The 18,301-nt window shown below is 62.3% G+C and carries 18 protein-coding genes; 3 read left to right on the plus strand and 15 right to left on the minus strand.

All coding sequences use genetic code 11. The features are described from left to right. Nucleotides 1–6: 6 nt before the first annotated feature. Nucleotides 7–867 (minus strand): glucose-1-phosphate thymidylyltransferase RfbA, encoded by an 861-nt coding sequence (gene rfbA, locus P4L93_00170; protein ID MDR3685367.1) that lies wholly within the window; start codon nucleotides 865–867, stop codon nucleotides 7–9. Between the two features lie 120 nt (nucleotides 868–987). On the opposite strand from rfbA, the gene P4L93_00175 reads away from it, so the two are divergent. Then, nucleotides 988–2,271, plus strand: a complete 1,284-nt coding sequence (locus P4L93_00175; GenBank protein MDR3685368.1) for a glycosyltransferase — start codon at nucleotides 988–990, stop codon at nucleotides 2,269–2,271. Nucleotides 2,272–2,305: 34 nt separating this feature from the next. Here the strand turns inward: P4L93_00175 and P4L93_00180 are convergent, their stop codons facing one another. From P4L93_00180 to gmd, 3 genes are read right to left on the minus strand one after another with little or no spacing between them, the layout of a single operon-like run. After that, nucleotides 2,306–3,280 carry a glycosyltransferase family 2 protein gene (locus P4L93_00180; protein MDR3685369.1) on the minus strand — a complete coding sequence of 325 codons (975 nt, stop codon included), beginning with the start codon at nucleotides 3,278–3,280 and terminating at the stop codon, nucleotides 2,306–2,308. A gap of 41 nt (nucleotides 3,281–3,321) precedes the next feature. Then, nucleotides 3,322–4,278, minus strand: a complete 957-nt coding sequence (locus P4L93_00185) for a GDP-mannose 4,6-dehydratase (protein ID MDR3685370.1) — start codon at nucleotides 4,276–4,278, stop codon at nucleotides 3,322–3,324. Beyond that, nucleotides 4,275–5,261 (minus strand): GDP-mannose 4,6-dehydratase, encoded by a 987-nt coding sequence (gmd, locus tag P4L93_00190; GenBank protein ID MDR3685371.1) that lies wholly within the window; start codon nucleotides 5,259–5,261, stop codon nucleotides 4,275–4,277. The genes P4L93_00185 and gmd overlap by 4 nt, the downstream gene beginning before the upstream one ends. Before the next feature lie 206 nt (nucleotides 5,262–5,467). On the opposite strand from gmd, the gene P4L93_00195 reads away from it, so the two are divergent. Further along, on the plus strand, nucleotides 5,468–6,445 hold the full coding sequence (locus tag P4L93_00195; protein ID MDR3685372.1) for a glycosyltransferase family 2 protein: 978 nt from the start codon (nucleotides 5,468–5,470) through the stop codon (nucleotides 6,443–6,445). Here P4L93_00195 and P4L93_00200 read toward each other — a convergent pair. From P4L93_00200 to P4L93_00245, 10 genes are all read right to left on the minus strand, one after another. Continuing rightward, nucleotides 6,440–7,642, minus strand: a complete 1,203-nt coding sequence (locus tag P4L93_00200) for a glycosyltransferase family A protein (protein ID MDR3685373.1) — start codon at nucleotides 7,640–7,642, stop codon at nucleotides 6,440–6,442. The two genes, P4L93_00195 and P4L93_00200, sit on opposite strands and share 6 nt — an antisense overlap. Before the next feature lie 38 nt (nucleotides 7,643–7,680). Then, nucleotides 7,681–8,898 (minus strand): CatB-related O-acetyltransferase, encoded by a 1,218-nt coding sequence (locus tag P4L93_00205; protein MDR3685374.1) that lies wholly within the window; start codon nucleotides 8,896–8,898, stop codon nucleotides 7,681–7,683. Between the two features lie 297 nt (nucleotides 8,899–9,195). After that, nucleotides 9,196–10,101, minus strand: a complete 906-nt coding sequence (locus tag P4L93_00210; protein MDR3685375.1) for an NAD(P)-dependent oxidoreductase — start codon at nucleotides 10,099–10,101, stop codon at nucleotides 9,196–9,198. Continuing rightward, on the minus strand, nucleotides 10,098–10,634 hold the full coding sequence (rfbC, locus tag P4L93_00215; GenBank protein ID MDR3685376.1) for a dTDP-4-dehydrorhamnose 3,5-epimerase: 537 nt from the start codon (nucleotides 10,632–10,634) through the stop codon (nucleotides 10,098–10,100). The genes P4L93_00210 and rfbC overlap by 4 nt, the downstream gene beginning before the upstream one ends. 15 nt (nucleotides 10,635–10,649) lie before the next feature. After that, nucleotides 10,650–11,900 carry a class I SAM-dependent methyltransferase gene (locus P4L93_00220; GenBank protein MDR3685377.1) on the minus strand — a complete coding sequence of 417 codons (1,251 nt, stop codon included), beginning with the start codon at nucleotides 11,898–11,900 and terminating at the stop codon, nucleotides 10,650–10,652. Then, nucleotides 11,897–12,844 (minus strand): GDP-mannose 4,6-dehydratase, encoded by a 948-nt coding sequence (locus P4L93_00225; protein MDR3685378.1) that lies wholly within the window; start codon nucleotides 12,842–12,844, stop codon nucleotides 11,897–11,899. The genes P4L93_00220 and P4L93_00225 overlap by 4 nt, the downstream gene beginning before the upstream one ends. Before the next feature lie 41 nt (nucleotides 12,845–12,885). Then, nucleotides 12,886–13,656, minus strand: coding sequence for a glucose-1-phosphate cytidylyltransferase (gene rfbF, locus P4L93_00230; GenBank protein ID MDR3685379.1), 771 nt, complete (start codon nucleotides 13,654–13,656; stop codon nucleotides 12,886–12,888). Between the two features lie 108 nt (nucleotides 13,657–13,764). Further along, nucleotides 13,765–15,537, minus strand: coding sequence for an ABC transporter ATP-binding protein (locus P4L93_00235; protein MDR3685380.1), 1,773 nt, complete (start codon nucleotides 15,535–15,537; stop codon nucleotides 13,765–13,767). Between the two features lie 89 nt (nucleotides 15,538–15,626). Then, a complete protein-coding gene (locus tag P4L93_00240) occupies nucleotides 15,627–16,559 on the minus strand; it encodes a GDP-L-fucose synthase (protein ID MDR3685381.1) in 933 nt (310 codons plus the stop codon). Nucleotides 16,560–16,578: 19 nt separating this feature from the next. Next, on the minus strand, nucleotides 16,579–17,121 hold the full coding sequence (locus tag P4L93_00245; protein ID MDR3685382.1) for a GtrA family protein: 543 nt from the start codon (nucleotides 17,119–17,121) through the stop codon (nucleotides 16,579–16,581). A 198-nt stretch (nucleotides 17,122–17,319) separates the two neighbouring features. Between P4L93_00245 and P4L93_00250 the strand changes: the two genes are divergently transcribed. Next, a complete protein-coding gene (locus tag P4L93_00250) occupies nucleotides 17,320–18,060 on the plus strand; it encodes a polyprenol monophosphomannose synthase (GenBank protein MDR3685383.1) in 741 nt (246 codons plus the stop codon). 24 nt (nucleotides 18,061–18,084) lie between these two features. Here P4L93_00250 and P4L93_00255 read toward each other — a convergent pair. Then, the coding region (locus P4L93_00255; protein ID MDR3685384.1) for a phosphomannose isomerase type II C-terminal cupin domain at nucleotides 18,085–18,301 on the minus strand (217 nt) is incomplete at its 5' end.

The following is an 18,301-nucleotide window of genomic DNA, read 5'->3' on the forward strand; positions in this document are numbered from 1 at the left end:
TGCTCCTTACAGAGTGAGCAGGTAGCGGTAGTAGTCCGACGACGTTCCGTCGACTGCGGCAAGCATGGTGGCCCTGTCTATGAACCCCATCCGGAGAGCGACCTCTTCGAGACAGGCCACCTTCTGGCCTTGACGCTTCTCGATGATTTGCACGTACGACGCGGCTTCAAGAAGCGACTCAGGCGTGCCGGTGTCGAGCCAAGCCATGCCCCTGCCCATGACTTGTACGCGGAGCGTACCGTCATCCAGGTACATGTTGTTCAGCGTCGTGATCTCGAGTTCACCACGCGCCGAGGGCGTCACGCGCTTGGCCATCTCGGACACGCGGGAGTCGTAGAAGTACAGTCCGGTCACCGCGTAGTTGGACTTGGGGTGCTCGGGCTTCTCCTCGATAGAGAGCGCCAGACCCTGAGCGTCGAACTCGACCACGCCGTAGCGCTCGGGGTCGCGAACCTGGTAGCCGAAGACCACGGCGCCGTCTTCAGAAGCGAGCACGCGTGCGCTCTGCACCATCTCGGCGAGGTTGCTGCCATAGAAGATGTTGTCGCCCAGCACCAGGCAGGCGGGACCGCCCTCAAGGAACTCCTCGCCGATGATGAACGCCTGCGCGAGGCCACCGGGGGTGGGCTGAATGGCGTAGGTGATGTGGATCCCCCACTGCGACCCGTCGCCCAAGAGCCGCTTGAACTGCTCCTGCTCGTGCGGTGTGTTGATGACGAGCACGTCGCGAATGCCGGCGAGCATGACCACGGACAGCGGATAGTAGATCATCGGCTTGTCGTAGACGGGAAGCAGCTGCTTGGAGGTTGCACGCGTGATTGGATGAAGTCGCGTGCCGGCTCCGCCAGCGAGGATGATGGCTTTCATGTTGAGGCTTTGACTCCTTCGCCACGTAGCGCTGCTCACAGGCGGCCTTGCCGCTCGAAGCATCATGCCATACTACCAAGGGCAACGTACCACCTCGACGACTTCGGAGCGCTCCCCCACATGAACGATCGGCAGCCTGCGTTCGGCATCAACTTCTACGGCCACGTCACCGGCAACTTCGGGCTCGCGGTGGCCGCGCGCAACACGCTGCTGGCGATGCGCGCCAACGACGTCGACGCGTGCGTGGTCGACATCGACGCAGGTGGAGGGCGCTCCGGCCACGACGACACCTACTCCTCGCTGGCCTGTGCGTCGCCGAGCGGCACGTTTCCCATCAGCCTCTTCCACACCAACCCCACCGACGTCTACTCCTACGCGATTGAGACGCCGGCGAGCACGTGGGCCCCGGACCGCCTCCGCATTCTGGTTCCGTTCTGGGAGCTGCCGCTCATTCCCGAAGGCCTGTGGACCGAGTTCATCTCGGCGATGGACATGGTGCTCGCACCCACGCTCTTCATCGCCGAGGCGATTCGCACGCGCTGCCCCCAGACGAACGTCGTGCACTACCCGCAGGCGGTCTTCCTCCCGGATGGAGTCGCACCCGATCGCGCGCGCTTCGGCATGCCGGAGTCGGCGTTCGTGTGCGTCACGGTGATGGACGCCAGCAGCGGCTTCGAGCGCAAGAACCCATTCGCGAGTGTGACGGCGTTTCGCGAGGCGTTCGGCGACCTCGGCCCGGACGAGGTGCGCCTCGTGGTCAAGATGACGGATCGCCGAGGCGCCCGCGAGTTCTCGGGACAGCTCGAGGAGTTTCGCGAGCAAGCCGAGTCGGACCCCCGAATCCTGGTGATCGAAGAGTCCATGAGCTACCGCGACGTGCTGAGCTTGAATGCGAGCGCCGACGTCTTGCTCTCGCTGCACCGCGCCGAGGGCCTGGGGCTCAACCTGATGGAGGCCATGTCGCTTGGCACCGTTGTGCTCGGTACTGCATGGTCCGGCAACATGGACTTCATGACCGCCGAGAACTCGATCCTGGTCGGCTGCAACCCAACACCGGTGGAGTCAGCGCACCCCAGCTACGCGCCCGAGGTGGTTGGCGAAGGGCAGTACTGGATGGAGCCTGACGGCGTCGAGGCGGCGGCTGGCCTGCGGCGACTCTACGACGACCGGGCGCTGCTCGCGTCGCTCGCCGAGCAGGCCCGCAGCGACATGGATGCGGCGCGCGGCGCGTTTCTGCGCTGCGAGTGGGCCGGCGACGTGCACGCGCTGTTCGACGCAGGCACGCTCGGCTCGGCGGAGCATGCTGCTCGCTCGGCAGCGTTTGCCCAGGTTATGCGCGTTAACCCGCTGCGGCGTATGCGGCGCGGGCTCGGGAACGTGGCGCGCCGCTTCGGCATGCTGTAGCGGTCTTATCCGCGCGTTCTGTTCGCGTCGCGCCCTATGCGCGTCCAACACCACTTAGCAACCAGCGCAGGACAGCCATTCGTCCCACCCGTCGCCGCGACCAGACCTCGGCCCGCTTCGAAAGGCCTAGGTTGAGTCCCTCGCGCTGGGCGTCCAAGAGGTCTTGGTATTCGCGCACGCGCTGGGGGATGAGCCGCCACATGGCCGGCCGAAGTGGGATCGTATTCCTGAAACTCAGCCACAACCACGACACGAACGCCCATGGGGCAAGCACAGCGGGCAAGTTCTTGCCCAGGACGATGAACTGGTTGCGCATGGATATCCGACGCATCCGCGGATTGGGGTGCTTCTTGATCGCCGAGCCGACCTTGTGGCGCACGACAGACTCGGGTACGTACACACAGCGCATCCCCGCAATCAGCGCCCGCAAGTTGATGTCGGTGTCCTCATGCAAGACGAAGAAGTCCTCGTCGTAGAGACCCACTGCATCGAAGAACGAGCGGCGGTACATGACAGCACCCCCGGACGCCCCCAGCACTCTTTGGCGCTGGGTGTAGCCCGAGCGGTTCTTGCGAGCACCCCGCTGGCGCCCCTCGAGATGCCACAGCGAGAAGACGTCGCCAGCCGTATTCACCAGTTCCGGCGCGTCGTAGAACAACATGAGCGACGCGGCAAAATCGTAGGCTGACGCCTCCAGAGCATCCACAAGTGTTTCGAGCCACGCGGGCTCGGCGGCCGTGTCGTTATTCAGGAGCACGATGTACTCCCCCGTCGCGACCCGAATTCCGTCGTTTACGGCCGCTGCGAACCCGTCGTTCCCAGCGCGCTCTATGAGCTGGATGTCCGGCGCGTGCTCTTTGAGCCACGCAACGCTACCGTCGCTCGAATCGTTGTCCACAACGACTATGTCGAAGTCTGTGTATGTCTGCTCGGAGAGTGTCGCGAGGCACTCGGCGAAATGCTCTTCACCATTCCAGTTGGGGATAACGATGGTCACGTGGGGGGCCATGAATCAGCTCTTTCAAGACAGCGCGGAATCCTACTAGGACGTCAGCTCAGGCGCTCCATCGCAGCATCGACCATCATCTCTACGAGTCGATCGAATCCCATCGCCGGAGTCCAACCCAACTGCGTGCGAATACGCGCGGAGTCTCCTACCAGCGCAGTGGCGTCGGCCTCGCGGAAGAAATCCGGATCGACCACCACGTACCGCTCGTAGTCCAGTCCCACATACGCAAATGCCACTTGCGCGAACTGGCGCACGGTGTGGCCCTCACCCGTGGCGACCACAAAGTCGCCTGGTCTCTCGGCGCAAGCGATGCGCGCCATCGCTTCGACGTAGTCACCGGCAAAGCCCCAGTCGCGCACGACGTCAAGGTTTCCTAGATGGACGTCAGACGCCAGTCCAAGCTTGATCCGAGCTGCCGCGTCGGCGATCTTGCCGGTCACAAACGTGACCGGACGCATTGGCGACTCGTGGTTGTAAAAGATGGCGTTTGAAGCGTGCAAACCGCGTGCACGGGCCTGCTGCACGGCGACGTGGCCCATCAGCTTGGACTCCCCATACGGGTTGGTCGGTGCAACGGGCGTGTCTTCGTTCTGCGGGGAGTGCTGAGGGTCGCCAAAGATCTCCGCCGAGGACGCCTGCACCATATGTGCCGCGGGCGCAAACGCCTCCATCGACTCGAGCAAGCGCACGACACCTCGCCCGTTGATCTCCATGTAGAGCTCGGGCGCATGCCATGACGCTCCGACCGAGGACATCCCCGCGAAGTTGTAAACCTCGCGCGGCGCACAGCTGCGCATCAGCTCATCGATTGAGTTGCGGTCGGTCAGGTCCCCTTCGACCGGCGTCATCATCGGGCCGCGAGCGGCAACCCATGATGCGTATTCGCCGGGATCCGGGCCTACCATCCCATACACCTGATAGCCACGTCCGAGCAGCAGCTCAGCCAGATAGCGGCCGTCCTGCCCAGCCGCCCCGGTTATGAGCGCGGAGTGCGTCACAGGGCCGAGCCGCTCACGCCGCCGGGAGAGTGACGCTGCAAGTCGGCGTCTACCATCATCTCGACGAGTTCGCGGAAACCAACCTTAGGCTCCCAGCCCAGCTTGGTCTTGGCCTTGGTCGCATCGCCGAGAAGTAGCTCGACTTCAGCCGGGCGAACCCAGCGCTGGTCGACGACGACGTACTTCTCCCAATCGAGATCGACGTGGTCGAACGCGATCTCGCAGAACTCCTGGACGGTGTGGGTCTCGCCTGTGGCCGCCACGTAGTCGTCCGGCTCGTCTTGCTGCAGCATGCGCCACATGAGCTCGACGTAATCGCCGGCAAAGCCCCAGTCGCGCTTGGAATCGAGGTTGCCGAGTCGCAACTCGTCGGCCTGACCCAGCTTGATGCGTGCGACGTGGTCAGTGATTTTGCGTGTGGCGAACTCAAGGCCGCGGCGCGGCGACTCGTGGTTGAAGAGGATGCCGTTGGAGGCATGCATGCCGTAAGACTCACGGTAGTTCAGCGTGATGTAGTAGCCATAGACCTTACCCACACCGTAGGGGCTGCGAGGATGGAATGGCGTCGTCTCAGACTGAGGAATCTCGTGGACCTTGCCATACATCTCGCTCGTGGCCGCTTGGTAGAAGCGTGCCTCCGGCTTGACTCGGCGGATTGCCTCCAGGATTCGAGTGACGCCGAGACCGTCGACGTCGCCGGTCGAGATCGGCACCGTCCATGAGTCGCCGACGAAGCTCTGGGCAGCAAGGTTGTAGACCTCGTCGGCCTGGGACGCATCCATCGCATCGAGGAGCGATGTCTGGTCGGTCATCTCGCCCACGACTAGGTTCACGCGATCGAGGATATGCGTGATGCGCTCGGTCGACGGTGTCGCGGCGCGGCGAACGAGGCCGAAGACCTCGTAGCCCTTGTCGAGCAGAAGCTCGGCGAGGTACGAACCGTCTTGGCCGGTGATACCGGTGATGAGTGCGCGCTTGGTCACTGGAGTGCTCTTCTCGGTCGATTCCGTCGGCAGCGGTCATCGCATTCTAGTCCGACGTCGCGCTAAGCCCAAAGCCATTCTACAGACTTCACCATGCCCGCGAGGTGTCCGCGCGGTTCGGCCCCACGCGGCGCGGAGGGTAGTGGCATCGCATACTATAATGGCGTGCCTAGCGTTCCCGATCATCAAGCTCCGTGGAGGTTCGAATGCCGCAGGCACCACCCCGCGCGTCGGTTGTCATCGCCAATCGCAACGGCATGCGGCATCTCGAGGAGTGTTTCGCCAGCCTGGCGGCGCAGTCGTTTGAGGACTACGAGATCGTCGTTGTCGACAATGCTTCGACTGACGAGAGCGTGCAATGGATTCGCACTCACGCTCCCCAAGCCACCGTCATCGTCCACGATCAGGACGAGGGATACAGCGCCAGCGCCAACGACGGGATTCGGGCGGCGCGCGGCGAGTACATCATCATGCTCAACAACGACGTGCGGCTCGACCCAGAATGGCTCGGCGCCCTTGTGAGCGCCATGGATGAACACCCCGATTTCGACTTCGGCGCGTCGCTGATGATCTTGTACTACGAGCCCGAGCTCACAAACGCTGCAGGCGACGTGTATTCGCTGAGGGAGGTGTCTGGGGCCAACCGCGGCTGGTGCCAGCCCATAGAACTGTTCAGCGAGCCCAAGCGGGTGCTTGGCGCATGTGGAGGCGCCGTCGTCTACCGCAGGAACTTCTTCGACGATGTTGGGCTCTACGACGAGGACTTCTACCTCATTCATGAGGATACGGACATCAACCTGAGAGCCTTGATTGCGGGCAAGCGCTGCTTGTATATCCCGGGCGCTCGTGTCTACCACAAGTTCCGGTCGACTGGCGACCAGTACCTTCCCGACCGGCTGGCGCGTCTCGACATCCGCAACCGCTGGTTCGTTGCGAGTAAAGACCTCCCGCTGCGCTCGTTCTTCTACTGCCTGTATCGCGTGGTGCTACGCGACACACTTCCATTGCGCCCCTCGAAATGGCACCTCATTCCGGGGCTCATCAAGGACCTGTCGCGACAAGCGTCCCCTATGGCCGAGGGCATCCGCATGGGTTGGGCGAAGCGGCGCGATGTCTGGTCGCGGCGCAAGGTGAGCATCGGCGAGATCCGGTGCTGGTTGAGTGATGGCGTGGCGGACCTATGAGTCTGGGCTCGTGAGTCCAACGAGGGCGCGCGGGTCTTCAGCCCGGACGAACTCCAGGAGGTTCGCGTATCCGACGTCGTGATGCCTGTCGTCAATCGGCTGCGGATACGAGTCGGCTATCGCCGCTAGCGTGCCCTCAACGATGCGCTCGGCTCTACGCCGGCCAAATAGCTTTGCGACCACCGCATAGCCGAGGAATCCGAACCAGAAGATCCGTTCGCTCCACGTTGCGTACTCGGACAACGCTTGCAGGAATCGGGTGCGTGGATACAGACTTGCGAACATCGCCCGGAATTGGTTGAACCGGTACTTCCGCCGCGAAGCGTTCAGGCGGTATTCAGCACCGTAGTTCATCACCAGCGCCTCCATGGCGAGAAGCCATGATGTGTTCATGTCCGTGCCGGGTAGCACCACTGAGCGCACCCGATCAGCAAGCGCCTTCTCAGGAATGTTGTGAAGGAGGTCGACGCCCTCTTCCTCCCGCTGATTGAAGTAGAAGAACCCGAAGGACTTCGGGCTCACTCCAACTGCGACGAGTGGCCATGGGCAGACCAAGAGGCGGTCAGCCATCAAGAAGGCGACATTGGTTGCGTAGTAGTCCGGATAGGGCGACTGGAAGAAGGGCCCTTTGTCGGCGAGGCGTTGGATCAACTGACGACTCACAAACGAGTACTGCATGTTGTACTGATACACGACCTTGAATCGGAGAGAGCCTTTCAGTGCATGCATGGCTTCATCGTGGCTGAGCCAAAAAGGCTCGGTCTGCCCATTTAGGAACTCGGCGTACCCAAACCGTGTGAAGGGCTTAGTGCCCTGCTGTAGCACTCCCGGATAGAAATACTGGATTGCATCCGTGTAGAGCAATTCAGGGTCGTCGTGAGTGCGGAGCAGGCTGTCGGCCGACGACAAGCCTCCCCGCATCAGACCGTCGTCATCGCCGAGCATCAGGACGTAATCACCCGAGGCGTGCTCAAGCGCACGGTTCCAGTTGTCCGTCACGGTCAGGAGAGTGTCACTGCGTAGATAGACGACACGTGGATCGCCAAGTTCGCTAAGGAACCCGGCCACGTCTTGCTCCGAAGCGTTGTCCGAGACGACGATTTCCCAGTCCTGAAAGTCCTGGTCAAGCACCGACTGCACCGCGTACTTGAGGAGTTCAAGCCGCTCGCGCGTGGGAAGCAGAATCGAGAAGCGCATTTAAGGCCCTTCGGATCTGAGCTGACGGGGGTTTGGAATCAGTCGGCTTTCGCGGCGGCGGCCAGAAACTCGTCTACTGCACCGCTGCAAAGCAGAGGGAGTGTTTCGTGGATTCGTTCAACAGGCCAGTCCCACCAAGACGTCGCCAGTAACTTGGCAACCGTTTCTTCGCTGAATCTCAGCTTTACGACGCGCGCTGGATTGCCGACCGCAATCGCGTACGGGGGGATGTCCTTCGCCACAACCGCTTTGGCGCCGACAACGGCTCCATGGCCGATTGTGACACCGGATAGGATTGTGGCTCCATGCCCGAGCCAAACGTCGCTGCCAATCACGACGTCGCCCTTTGTCGAGCATGTGCCCTGAATGTCCGCAGCCTCTGGCCAATCCGCAACCGCTGCGGGAAACGGATATGTGGTGACCCAATCCGGTCGGTGGTTACCGCCTAAGAGGATCTGCACTTCCGCGGCGATAGAGCAGAAACGCCCTATCCGCAGCCTTGCACCGTCTCCGTATGCGCCTATCAGCGGCGTGCCGTAGCTGTACTCACCAACCTCATAGAGAGGGTTAGTTACAGTCTCCTTGGTATACCAACCGATTCCTTTGCGACTGGCAGAGTTCCGCCGCTGAGCCAGTTGCCTCGCCGTTCCATCCATAGCTTCGTATTCGTCGAAAGCATCGTCGCGAACCAAGGCGTCGCGTTGATCGCCTCGCTCGAACGTGTTCGGGACGATACCCCAGACATTCTGAGACGCCACGACCTCCCAGGTGGCGAGCAGGCAAGGTACGCCAACCGACTGGGCAAGTCGCGTGAGCGAAAGCTCGCCCACTTCAAAAGCCCGGCGCTCCCAAGCACTGGTCACAAGTCTGGGGTATGCACGAACGAGCGCGGGGTCGCACCAGAACCCAGTCGCGCGAACGTGCGGCTCTGGATCGAACGACGTCGATGCACCGTACAAGGCCAAACCATGCTGCAGGAAGATGTCGACCATTCGGCGCAACCAGCCCGGATGGGTGAAATAGCTGCCAGGATCGAGGAAGACCATCATGTCGCAGTCGATTGCGCGGGCAGCGTGCTCAAACGCGCCTATGCTCTCCCCGGCCCCCTGGAGGACGACAGAATCGTGCGCAATCTCCTCGAACGGCGAACTCTCTTGAGGTGATGGCTCCCTGCCGCCATATACAACATGCAAGGTGTGCGCGGCCTGAGCAGGATGTGCGCTGTACGACGACGCGAAGCGCTCGGCGGCGGCCACGTGCGAATGGTCGCCGAGGAGGGGATAGGCGTACACAACTGCGACCTTGATGCTGTCGGCAGAGAGAACTCCGTCGCTGCCTCCAGGCCGTCGGAGCAACGCTCGGACTCCGCCGCGACGCCACCGCTTCCGGACTTTCGTCAGGAGATACCCAAGTCGGAATCGGCGCGTCAGACGACGTATCTGGGCTGTGCTCAAACCGGTCTCGACCATTCGAGGTAGCTCTCCTCTCGGGACAGAACGCCCCGATACGAATCCGGCCATCGACAACGGTTGCGGCTGCTTGTCGACGCGGCTCTAGTTATCTTCGCTCTTCCGGGTACTCCACGCCTCAACCGTCTCGGCCACTGCCGCCTCGCGGGTCCACATCGGTTTCCAGCCCACTTCCCGTCTCAAGCGCGTTGAATCTCCCACGATGGCAGTTGAAGCTGGAGCCGCTTCGGGTCCACACGCCAGTTCCGCACGCGGGAACTGCGTCGCGACATCTCGCACCAGGTCGCCGATGGTCGTCGGTTCACCCGATGCGACATTCACGTCCCCCTCGACCTCGCAATCGACAAGCATTGCCAAGGCATGGGCCACGTCATCGACGTACAAGAAGTCACGAACGTCGTTGGGGTGAGCGCACTCGAACGGCTTGCCGGCTGAGAACGCGCTCATGGCGGCAGGAACGAGTCGCGCGTCATACTCGCGCGGTCCAAACAAATAGAACAGGTGCGCCCAGGCAAAACTCACGTTTCGCTCCCGCATGTAAGCCTGAGCAGTCAGGTGGAGCCCAGCCTTTGCGGCCGCATAGAGCGTCGCTGGACGAAGGGGCGTGACCCCTTCCAGGAGTGGTTCGGCCGACGACTCATACTCGGCGCAAGTGCCCACCATTACGGCACGTTTCCCGCCCGCGTCGGCGAACTGCACGGCAAGGTCGATTCCGGCCTTCACCCAACGAATGTTCTCCAGCGAAGTCCAGTACGCGCCAGGCGCGACGTACCACGCGAGATGCAAGAGATGAGACGCTCGCACCTGCGCGGTGAGCGGACGCGTGATACTCGGATCGAGCAGGTCTACATCGTGGTAAGTGACGCCAGCCACCGGCTCGGCTGTCCCGCCCAACGCCGCGACGTGGACCTCGTGCCCCGCCGAAACAAGCTTCGACACACAGGGCGTACCGATGAATCCGGTCCCGCCTGTCACCAGCACGCGGCTCATGAGGCGTCCATGAAGTCCGCGTACGATGCGTCACGCTCGTTGATGATCGCCGGCTCGGCTGGCCACTGGATAGCGAAAGCTGGGTCGCTCCAGCGAACACCACGGGCGGCGTCGGGATGGTAGTACTCCGACATGTGGTATTCGACCACGGAGTCGTCCACGAGCGTGATGAACCCGTGAGCGAGTCCCTCGGGGACGTAGAGGGTGCACCTGTTGTCTGCCGTCAGCTCGACACCGAACCATCGTCTATAGCTCGGCGAGTCGGCGCGAAGGTCTATCACCACGTCGAAGACAGCACCAGCTGTGCAGCTGACCAGCTTGACCTCGCGGTGAGGTTCGACCTGATAGTGCATTCCACGAAGCGTTCCTCGGCGGGTGTTGAAGGACACGCTTGATTGAACCCATGCCGAACAAAGGCCGGCGTGTTCGAACTCGTCGGCACTCCACATGCGCGCGAAGTAGCCACGTTCGTCTCGCGCCTTCTCGGGCTCGAGAACGAATACTCCCTCAACGCAAGTCTCGGCGAGGACCACGAATCGACTCCCGTCCTAGACTACCCGAGGCTCGGGCACGGGGAGAATGAAACGTCCGCCGCGCGCGATGTACTCCGCCTGCTGGCCCATGATCTCCTCGGCGAAGTTCCATGTGAGCAGCAGAACGTAGTCGGGCTGGTCGTCGAGCAGCTTCTCTGGGGCCAGGATGAGCAGGTGCGTTCCGGGAGTGAAGTAGCCCTGCTTGACGGTGCTCCGGTCGACCACGTAGTCGAGCGTCTCGGCACCGATGCCGCAGTAGTTAAGCAAGGTGCTCCCCTTGGCCGAAGCACCGTACGCTGCGATCCGCGCGCCATCGTCCTTGAGCTTCGCGAGCAGCTTCGTAAGGCCAGCGCGCAGGCTCACGACCTTCTCGGCGAATCGCTCGTATGGGGCGAAATCGCGGATGCCCCACTCGTGCTCCGCGGCCAACATGCTGGTGACGTCGGGCGACTGCACTGCGGCCTTGCCGTCCGGTCCTGCCGCCGGATTTGCGAAGATTCGCAACGAACCACCGTGAATCGGGATCAGCTCGACATCCGAGATGGTCAGCCCGTGTCGCGTGAATAGATCGTTGAGCGCGGTGAGCGAGAAGTAGCACAGATGCTCGTGGTAGATGGTGTCGAACTCCGCCTTGTCTACCATCTCGCACACGTACGGCGCCTCGATAACCGCGACACCGTCCGGCTTGAGAAGCGTCGCGATGCCCTCGACGAATCCGTTGAGATCAGGGACGTGCGCCATAACGTTGTTGGCGTGGATGACGTCGGCACGGGTCCCCTCGGCGACCAGACTCTGGGCCAACTCGCTCGTGAAGAACTCCACGAGCGTGGGGATGCCGCGCTCGCTCTCCGCGACCTCCGCTATGTTTGCGGCAGGTTCAATGCCCAGCACCGGAATGCCCCCTTCAAGGTAGTACTGAAGGAGATAGCCGTCGTTGCTCGCAATCTCAACCGCGAGGCTCTCGGCGCCAAATGCACGATCGAGCGTGAGTCGGTTAGTGAGCTCCTTGGCCGAACGCAACATCGTGTCCGAGAAGGACGAGAAATACAGGTACTCCCCAAACAACTGCTGCGGCGGCACAGACAGCGTGATCTGTACGAGCGAGCAGTGCGGACAGAAGACAAGATCGAGTGGGTATCTCGGCTCGTCGCGGTCCAGGTCGGCCTCAGCCAGAAGCGAGTTCGCCAACGGCGTCTCGCCGAGCGAGACAATCGGCCGCAGGCCGCCGCATCCGCACGATCTACATTCGAGTTCCGAGCTACTCACAGGTCTGCCCCCAAGAAGTCGCGATACCAGGAGATAGTGCGTTCGAGTCCCTCGTCGAGAGTGAAGAGAGGCTCCCAGTCCAGAAGCGTGCGCGCCTTTGCAGCGTTGAGGTACTGATTACGAATCTCGTTCGTGGCCTCGTTGCGCACGTCGGGCTTAAGGCCGGATCCCAGCAGCCTGAGTACCTTGTCGACGAGCTCAAGGACCGTGACTTGGCTCTCGTTGGAGAAGTTGAAGGCTTGCCCAACGAGACTCGAATCCTTGGCCAGGCGCTCAGCGAGTAGCGTGTAGGCGGCGGCACCGTCTTCCACATAGAAGTAATCGCGTACGTACTCGCCGTCTGACCGTACGACCGGGCGATGCCCGCGCAGTACCGAGCGGATAGTGCCGGGGACGATGCGATTCCAGTTCAGGTCTCCGCCACCGTAGAAGTTGCCGCATCGCGTGATGCCGACGCGTAGACCAAATGTCTCGGCGTAGGACTGCGCGATCAGGTCGCCACACGACTTGCTCACGTCGTATGGGTGGCGCCCTTGCAGCGCGAAGGTCTCGTCATACGGAAGCTGATCATGTGAGCCGTATGCTTTGTCAGACGAGGCCATCACGATCTGCTGTACCTTCGGGCTGCGCCGGCACGCCTCCAACAGCGCCCATGTGCCGCCCACATTGGTCTCGAACGTCGAGACTGGATTGCGGTTCGCAATGCCCACGATCGTCTGCGCCGCAAGGTTGATGACGGTGTCTATCTCATATTCGCCCAAGGCGCGCTCAAGAACCTCCTGGTCACGAAGGTCCCCGCGCACAACGTTGGTCGATTCAACGAGTCCTGATCTGACGATCTCGCTTTGTGGAACCCAGTCACGCACCAGGCATGTTACGTCGGCACCCAGCGCCACTAGGCGCCGGACGAGCCAGCCGCCGACCAGACCGGTCGCCCCAGTCACGAAGGTAGGGCGATCTTGCCAGAACGCCCGCGATTCGGAGGTTACTCCCAGGTCTTCCACTCGGCCCTGCCTTTCTCCCAAAGACTCTGAAGCAGCTGCACATCACGAATCGTGTCCATGCACTGCCAGAAACCTTCATGCCGGTAGGCCATGAGCTGACCGTCGCGTGCCAAGGCCTCAAGGACGTCCTTTTCGAGAACCGTCGCGTCGTCCTCGATGTAGTCAAACACCTCGGGCTCGAAGACCATGAAGCCGCCGTTGATCCAGCCCTCGCCTATCTGGGGCTTCTCTGTGAAGTCTGCAACCCTATCGCCATCAAAGACGATTCCGCCGAAGCGTGACGGCGGGCGAACCGCAGTCACCGTGGCGATCTTGCCGTGCGACATGTGGAACTCCAGGAGCTTGTCGATATCAGCGTTGGTGACTCCGTCGCCGTACGTCAGCATGAAGCGTTCGTCGCCGATGATGCGTTTGAGGCGCAACACACGTCCGCCTGTCATGCTGCCCGCGCCGGTGTCGACCAAGTGCACCGTCCACGGTTCGCACTCGCTGTTGTCGGCCTCCATGCTGCCCGACGAGAGGTCCACTGAGAGGTTGCCGAAGAGTTGGTAGTAGTCGATGAAGTAGCGCTTGATCATGTCGCCCTTGTAGCCAAGCGCAACGCAGAACTCGTTGAAGCCGTGACTCGAGTAATGCTTCATGACGTGCCAGAGCAAGGGCTGCCCGCCGACTTCTACCATCGGTTTGGGTTTCACGCCGGTCTCCTCGGCAAGCCGAGTTCCGAGACCGCCGGCAAGAATCACAACCTTCATCCATCCTCCGCTTCGAGGGCCCCTGGGGCATCAGACAAGCGACTCATTGTAGCAGCGAAGCCGAGGAACGCCTCCGTCCGGCGACGCCCTCGCCGAGCCCCCCGCACGTCAGCTGAGACTCTGCATTGACTGCAATTGAGCGAACCTGCCGCCACTCGCGACAAGCACATCCCACGAGCCGGACTCGACCACCTCGCCGCTCTCGAGGACGAAGATGTGGTCGGCGCCGCGAACTGTTGCAAGCCGATGGGTGACGATGACGATCGTCATGGTCTCCGCCAGGCTATCGACCGCCTGCTGGATCTTCTCCTCGCTACCAGCGTCGAGTGCACTTGTGGCCTCGTCGAGAACCAACACATCCGGGTTGCGAACGATTGCCCGGGCGAGAGCCAGCCTTTGGCGTTGGCCGCCAGACAGACGCACGCCGCGGTCGCCGATGATGGTGTCGTAGCCCTCTGGCAGTTCGGCGATGAACCCATCGGCGAAGGCGAGCTTGGCGGCCCGGGCGATCTCCTCGTCCGTGGCATCTGCGGCACCGAACCGAATGTTCTCGCGCACGGAGGCGTGGAAGAACGAACTGTCCTGTGCGACATAACCGATACGCCGACGCCATGATCCGACGTCTAGATCGCTCAGGGCGTGTCCGTCGACCGACACCCGCCCGGCGGTCGGGCGGATCAGACCCAAGATAAGGTCGACGATTGTCGTCTTGCCCGAACCTGAAGGGCCAACGATCGCCACCGTCCTTCCCGCCGGAATCTCGAGCGAGACGCCGTGCAGCACAGGCTTCTCGGCACCGTAGCCAAACTCTACGCTCTCAAGCGCCAGCGCATGCTTCAGCTTTGGGGCGGCAAGATTGCCGCCACGTTCTACGCATTTCAGCGCATCGTCGGTCAACGTGTCGACCGTGACGAGCGCCGAAACCTGCGACAGCGCACCAGACTGGTTCGCCTGGATGTTAGAAATCCTTGGGGAGATCCGGTAGAAGATGAGGAGGAACACGATGAGCGAGGCCATAGGCATGTTGAATTTGACGACGGCAAAGTAGATGCCCAGCGTGATTGCGACGGCGCTGATGGACTCGAAGAAGAACCGAAGCCACGCCTGATTCATCAGATTGCGGAACTGCAGATTGGCCAGCCGGTGGGCCATGCCAGCAAAGCGATCGATCGTGAGTTCTTCAACCGAGTACGCCTTGACGGTCTTGGCTGCGGCGACATGTTCTATGGCCTCGGCGCCCAGAATCCCGATCTCATGACTCATCGCCTCGCCGTATCGAGAGCCGCGCTGGACACGCCCGCGAAGCAGCCCGACGAGCAGGCCGCCGGCTATCGCGATGACGAGCGTCATCTGCCAAGACAGGGCGAGGGCGAGGCCCAGGTACACGAGCACCGTGATTATCGTGCCGAGCATCATTACCATCTGCAGATAGCCACTGCTCGCCCGCATGCACTCGAATACGATTCCCGTCGACACATCAGCAGATTTGTGTGACACGAAGAACTGCCAGTCAGCGCGCGTGACCGCCGAGTAGAGACGGTTTCGCAGGTTGGCCTCGAAACGTGCAACCGACCCGCTGACAAAGCGCTGTTGCATCAGAGTCACGACCTGGCTACCAACGAGCAAAAGCAGAATGAATCCGAGCATCGCAACCAACGTGAACTGCAGGTGGAGGATGCTCAGAGCGAACGCGATCACTGCCCCAGTGCGCCCTGTCGGCTGGGCTACCTGCCCTCCAGACTGAACGAGTTGCAGCATCGGAACGACCGCAGCAAGCGCCAGCCCTTCAAGGATTCCAGCCAGTCCAGCCATCAAGACGGCTCCCGAGAACCGGAACGGTTGCTCGCTCCAGACGCGCCTGAAGAGGTATGTGAGTCCCATGTTCTCCATTCTTAGGGCTTAGCCTTTGTCACTCGTATGACATTCAAAGTCGTGCAAGCTCGCCATTCAACGAATGCGCTGCTCGTACCCTACCGATTCGCGTCCCACCAGTCGACCGTTGCCTTGATTCCGGTCTCAAAAGGCACTTCCGCCTCAAAGCCGAAGTACTCCCGCGCCCGCGAGACGTCGAGCTTGCGGCGCGGCTGGCCGTTGGGCTTGGTGGTGTCCCAGACAATCTCACCCTCGTAGCCCACATGCTTGGCGATGAGTTCGGCGAGATCCTTGATGCTGATCTCCCAACCCGCGCCGATGTTGACTGGCTCGGCGCCGTCGTACCGCTCGGCCGCGAGCACGACAGCACGGGCGCAGTCCCCAACGTAGAGGAACTCGCGGGTGGGCGAACCGTCGCCCCAGAGCGTCACCGTCTCGTCGGAGTCGCGGGCCGTCATCATCTTGCGGATCATCGCGGGAATGACGTGACCGGTGTCCAGGTCGAAGTTGTCGCGCGGACCGTACAGGTTGACCGGCAGTAGGAAGATGCCGTCGAAGCCGTACTCCTGCCGGTACGCCTGACACTGCACGAGGGCCATCTTCTTCGCCAAGCCGTACGGCGCATTGGTCTCCTCGGGGTAGCCGTCCCAAAGCGCGTCTTCGCGGAAGGGAATCGATGCGAACTTTGGGTAGGCGCATATGGTTCCCAGCGCCACGAATTTGCTCACGCCAGCGAGTCGGGACTCCTCAATCAGCTGCGTGCCCATCATCAGATTCTCGTAGAAGAACTTGCCGGGACTGGCCATGTTCGCGCCAATGCCGCCCACCACGGCTGCGAGATGAATCACGACATCAGGCTTAGCGTCCGAGAGCATGCGCAAGACACCGTCGCGCTGAACCAGGTCGTATTCGGAGTGCTCGGGCACGAAGATGTGCTCGGCACCACGCCGAGCAAGCTCCTCGACCACAAAGCCGCCCAAGAACCCCGCGCCACCTGTGACGCACACCCGCTTGTCGGTCCAGAAACCCATCGCGGCGAACTCCCTTGTTCTACTCAGTATCGGAATCCAACATCTCTTCTGGGATGACCGCGCCCACTTCGAGGGGAACGCGGAACGTGAAGTACTTGTGCCCAAAGTAGCTAAAGATCGTGGTCACGAACACCGCGAAGAGCTGGCCGACCATGGCAGCGTACCTGCTGCCCAGGCCCGGCGTCAGCACGAGCATCGCAACCCACAGAATCACCATCGACAGGCCCTGCGCGGGCAGGTAGATGACGTAGGCGCGCGCGATTTGCTTTCTCAGGTTGCCCTTCGACCGGAATGCAATGTACTTCATCGTCACGGTGCTCTGCACCACGGCAAGAACCCACGCCGCGCACTGGATGATGATGGCGACAATCTTGGGATCCAAACGCGTCGCAGCCTCAAGGGGGCTGGCGAACAGTCGGATGCCCAACAAGAACAGAAGGTAGGAGAAGACCGTGTTCCACACGCCGACTACTAGGTAGCGGAGCTTCTCGCCGTGGGCGTCGTAGAGCCCCCGGACCTTGTCGGCGTTGGTGAGGCTGGGCTTGGATGCTTCCGCGGGCACTGCTCACCTCGATCGTTGGTCGCTGGGATGTGCGCTGCGGGATGGCTCGCGTTTGCAGCCAGCCGCGCGGCCTCGACGCCTCTCGGCATTCTAGGGCTTCCGGCGTCCCGCGACCACGCGCACGCACGCGCTCTTGCTGCCCTGAACCGCCATCTGCCAGACTGGCGCGGCAGCCAGCGACGTCGAGAGGCCACGTTCGTGAACACCGTTCTTCCTGACAGCCCGCGCGCGATAGTGGTCATCCCCACGTACAACGAGGCCGACAACGTGCGCATGCTCGCAGACCGTGTGCTCGCCTCGATGCCCGGCATCGAGTTGATGATCGTGGACGACAACTCCCCCGACGGCACCGGCGACATCGCCGACCAGATCGCTGCCGAGCAACCCCGCTTCCGGGTGATGCACCGCATGTCCGACCGCGGCTACGCGCGCTCGTCGCGCGAGGGCCTGACGTCGTGCCGCGATGCCGGCTACGACTTCGTGCTCACGATGGACGGCGACCTGTCGCACGATCCCGCTCGCATCCCGGCCCTCCTCGAGCGCGCTCAGGCGGGAGCTGGCCTCGTGGTGGGCTCTCGCTACGTGGCCGGCGGTGCTGTCGAGGCTCAATGGGGCCCGATCCGGCGCGCCGTCAGCCAGGGTGGCAGCCGCTACGCTCGCGCAATGATCGGCACGCAGGTCAACGACTGCACGAGCGGCTACCGCTGCTATTCCGCCGCCGCACTTCGCGCGTTGCGCTTTGACGAGCTGCACTCGGAGGGCTACTCGTTCCTCATCGAGGTGCTCTGGCAGCTGGTCTCGGCAGGTATCGAGATCGCCGAGGTGCCCATCACCTACATCGACCGCCAGCACGGTGCGTCGAAGATATCGCGCCGCATCGTGCTCGAGGCGCTCGCCGAGACCACCGGTTTGGGGTTGCGCCGGGTATTCGGCCGCTAGTCGCGGTGCAGGGCCGGGCGCGAGCTACTTGCTGTCGCGCGCCCAGTCGTCTTCGAGCCGCACGATATCGTCTTCGCCCAGGTAGTCGCCGACCTGCACCTCGATGAGCTGCAACGCCACCGCGCCATTGTTCTCGAGCCGGTGCACACAGCCCACCGGCAGGAAGATGCCTTCGTTAGCCTGCACGGGGATGCGCTCCTCATCGCGCGTGACGATGGCGCTGCCGCTGACCACGATCCAG

Source organism: Coriobacteriia bacterium, from assembly GCA_031292615.1.
In the GTDB taxonomy this organism is placed as follows: Bacteria; Actinomycetota; Coriobacteriia; order Anaerosomatales; family JAAXUF01; genus JARLGT01.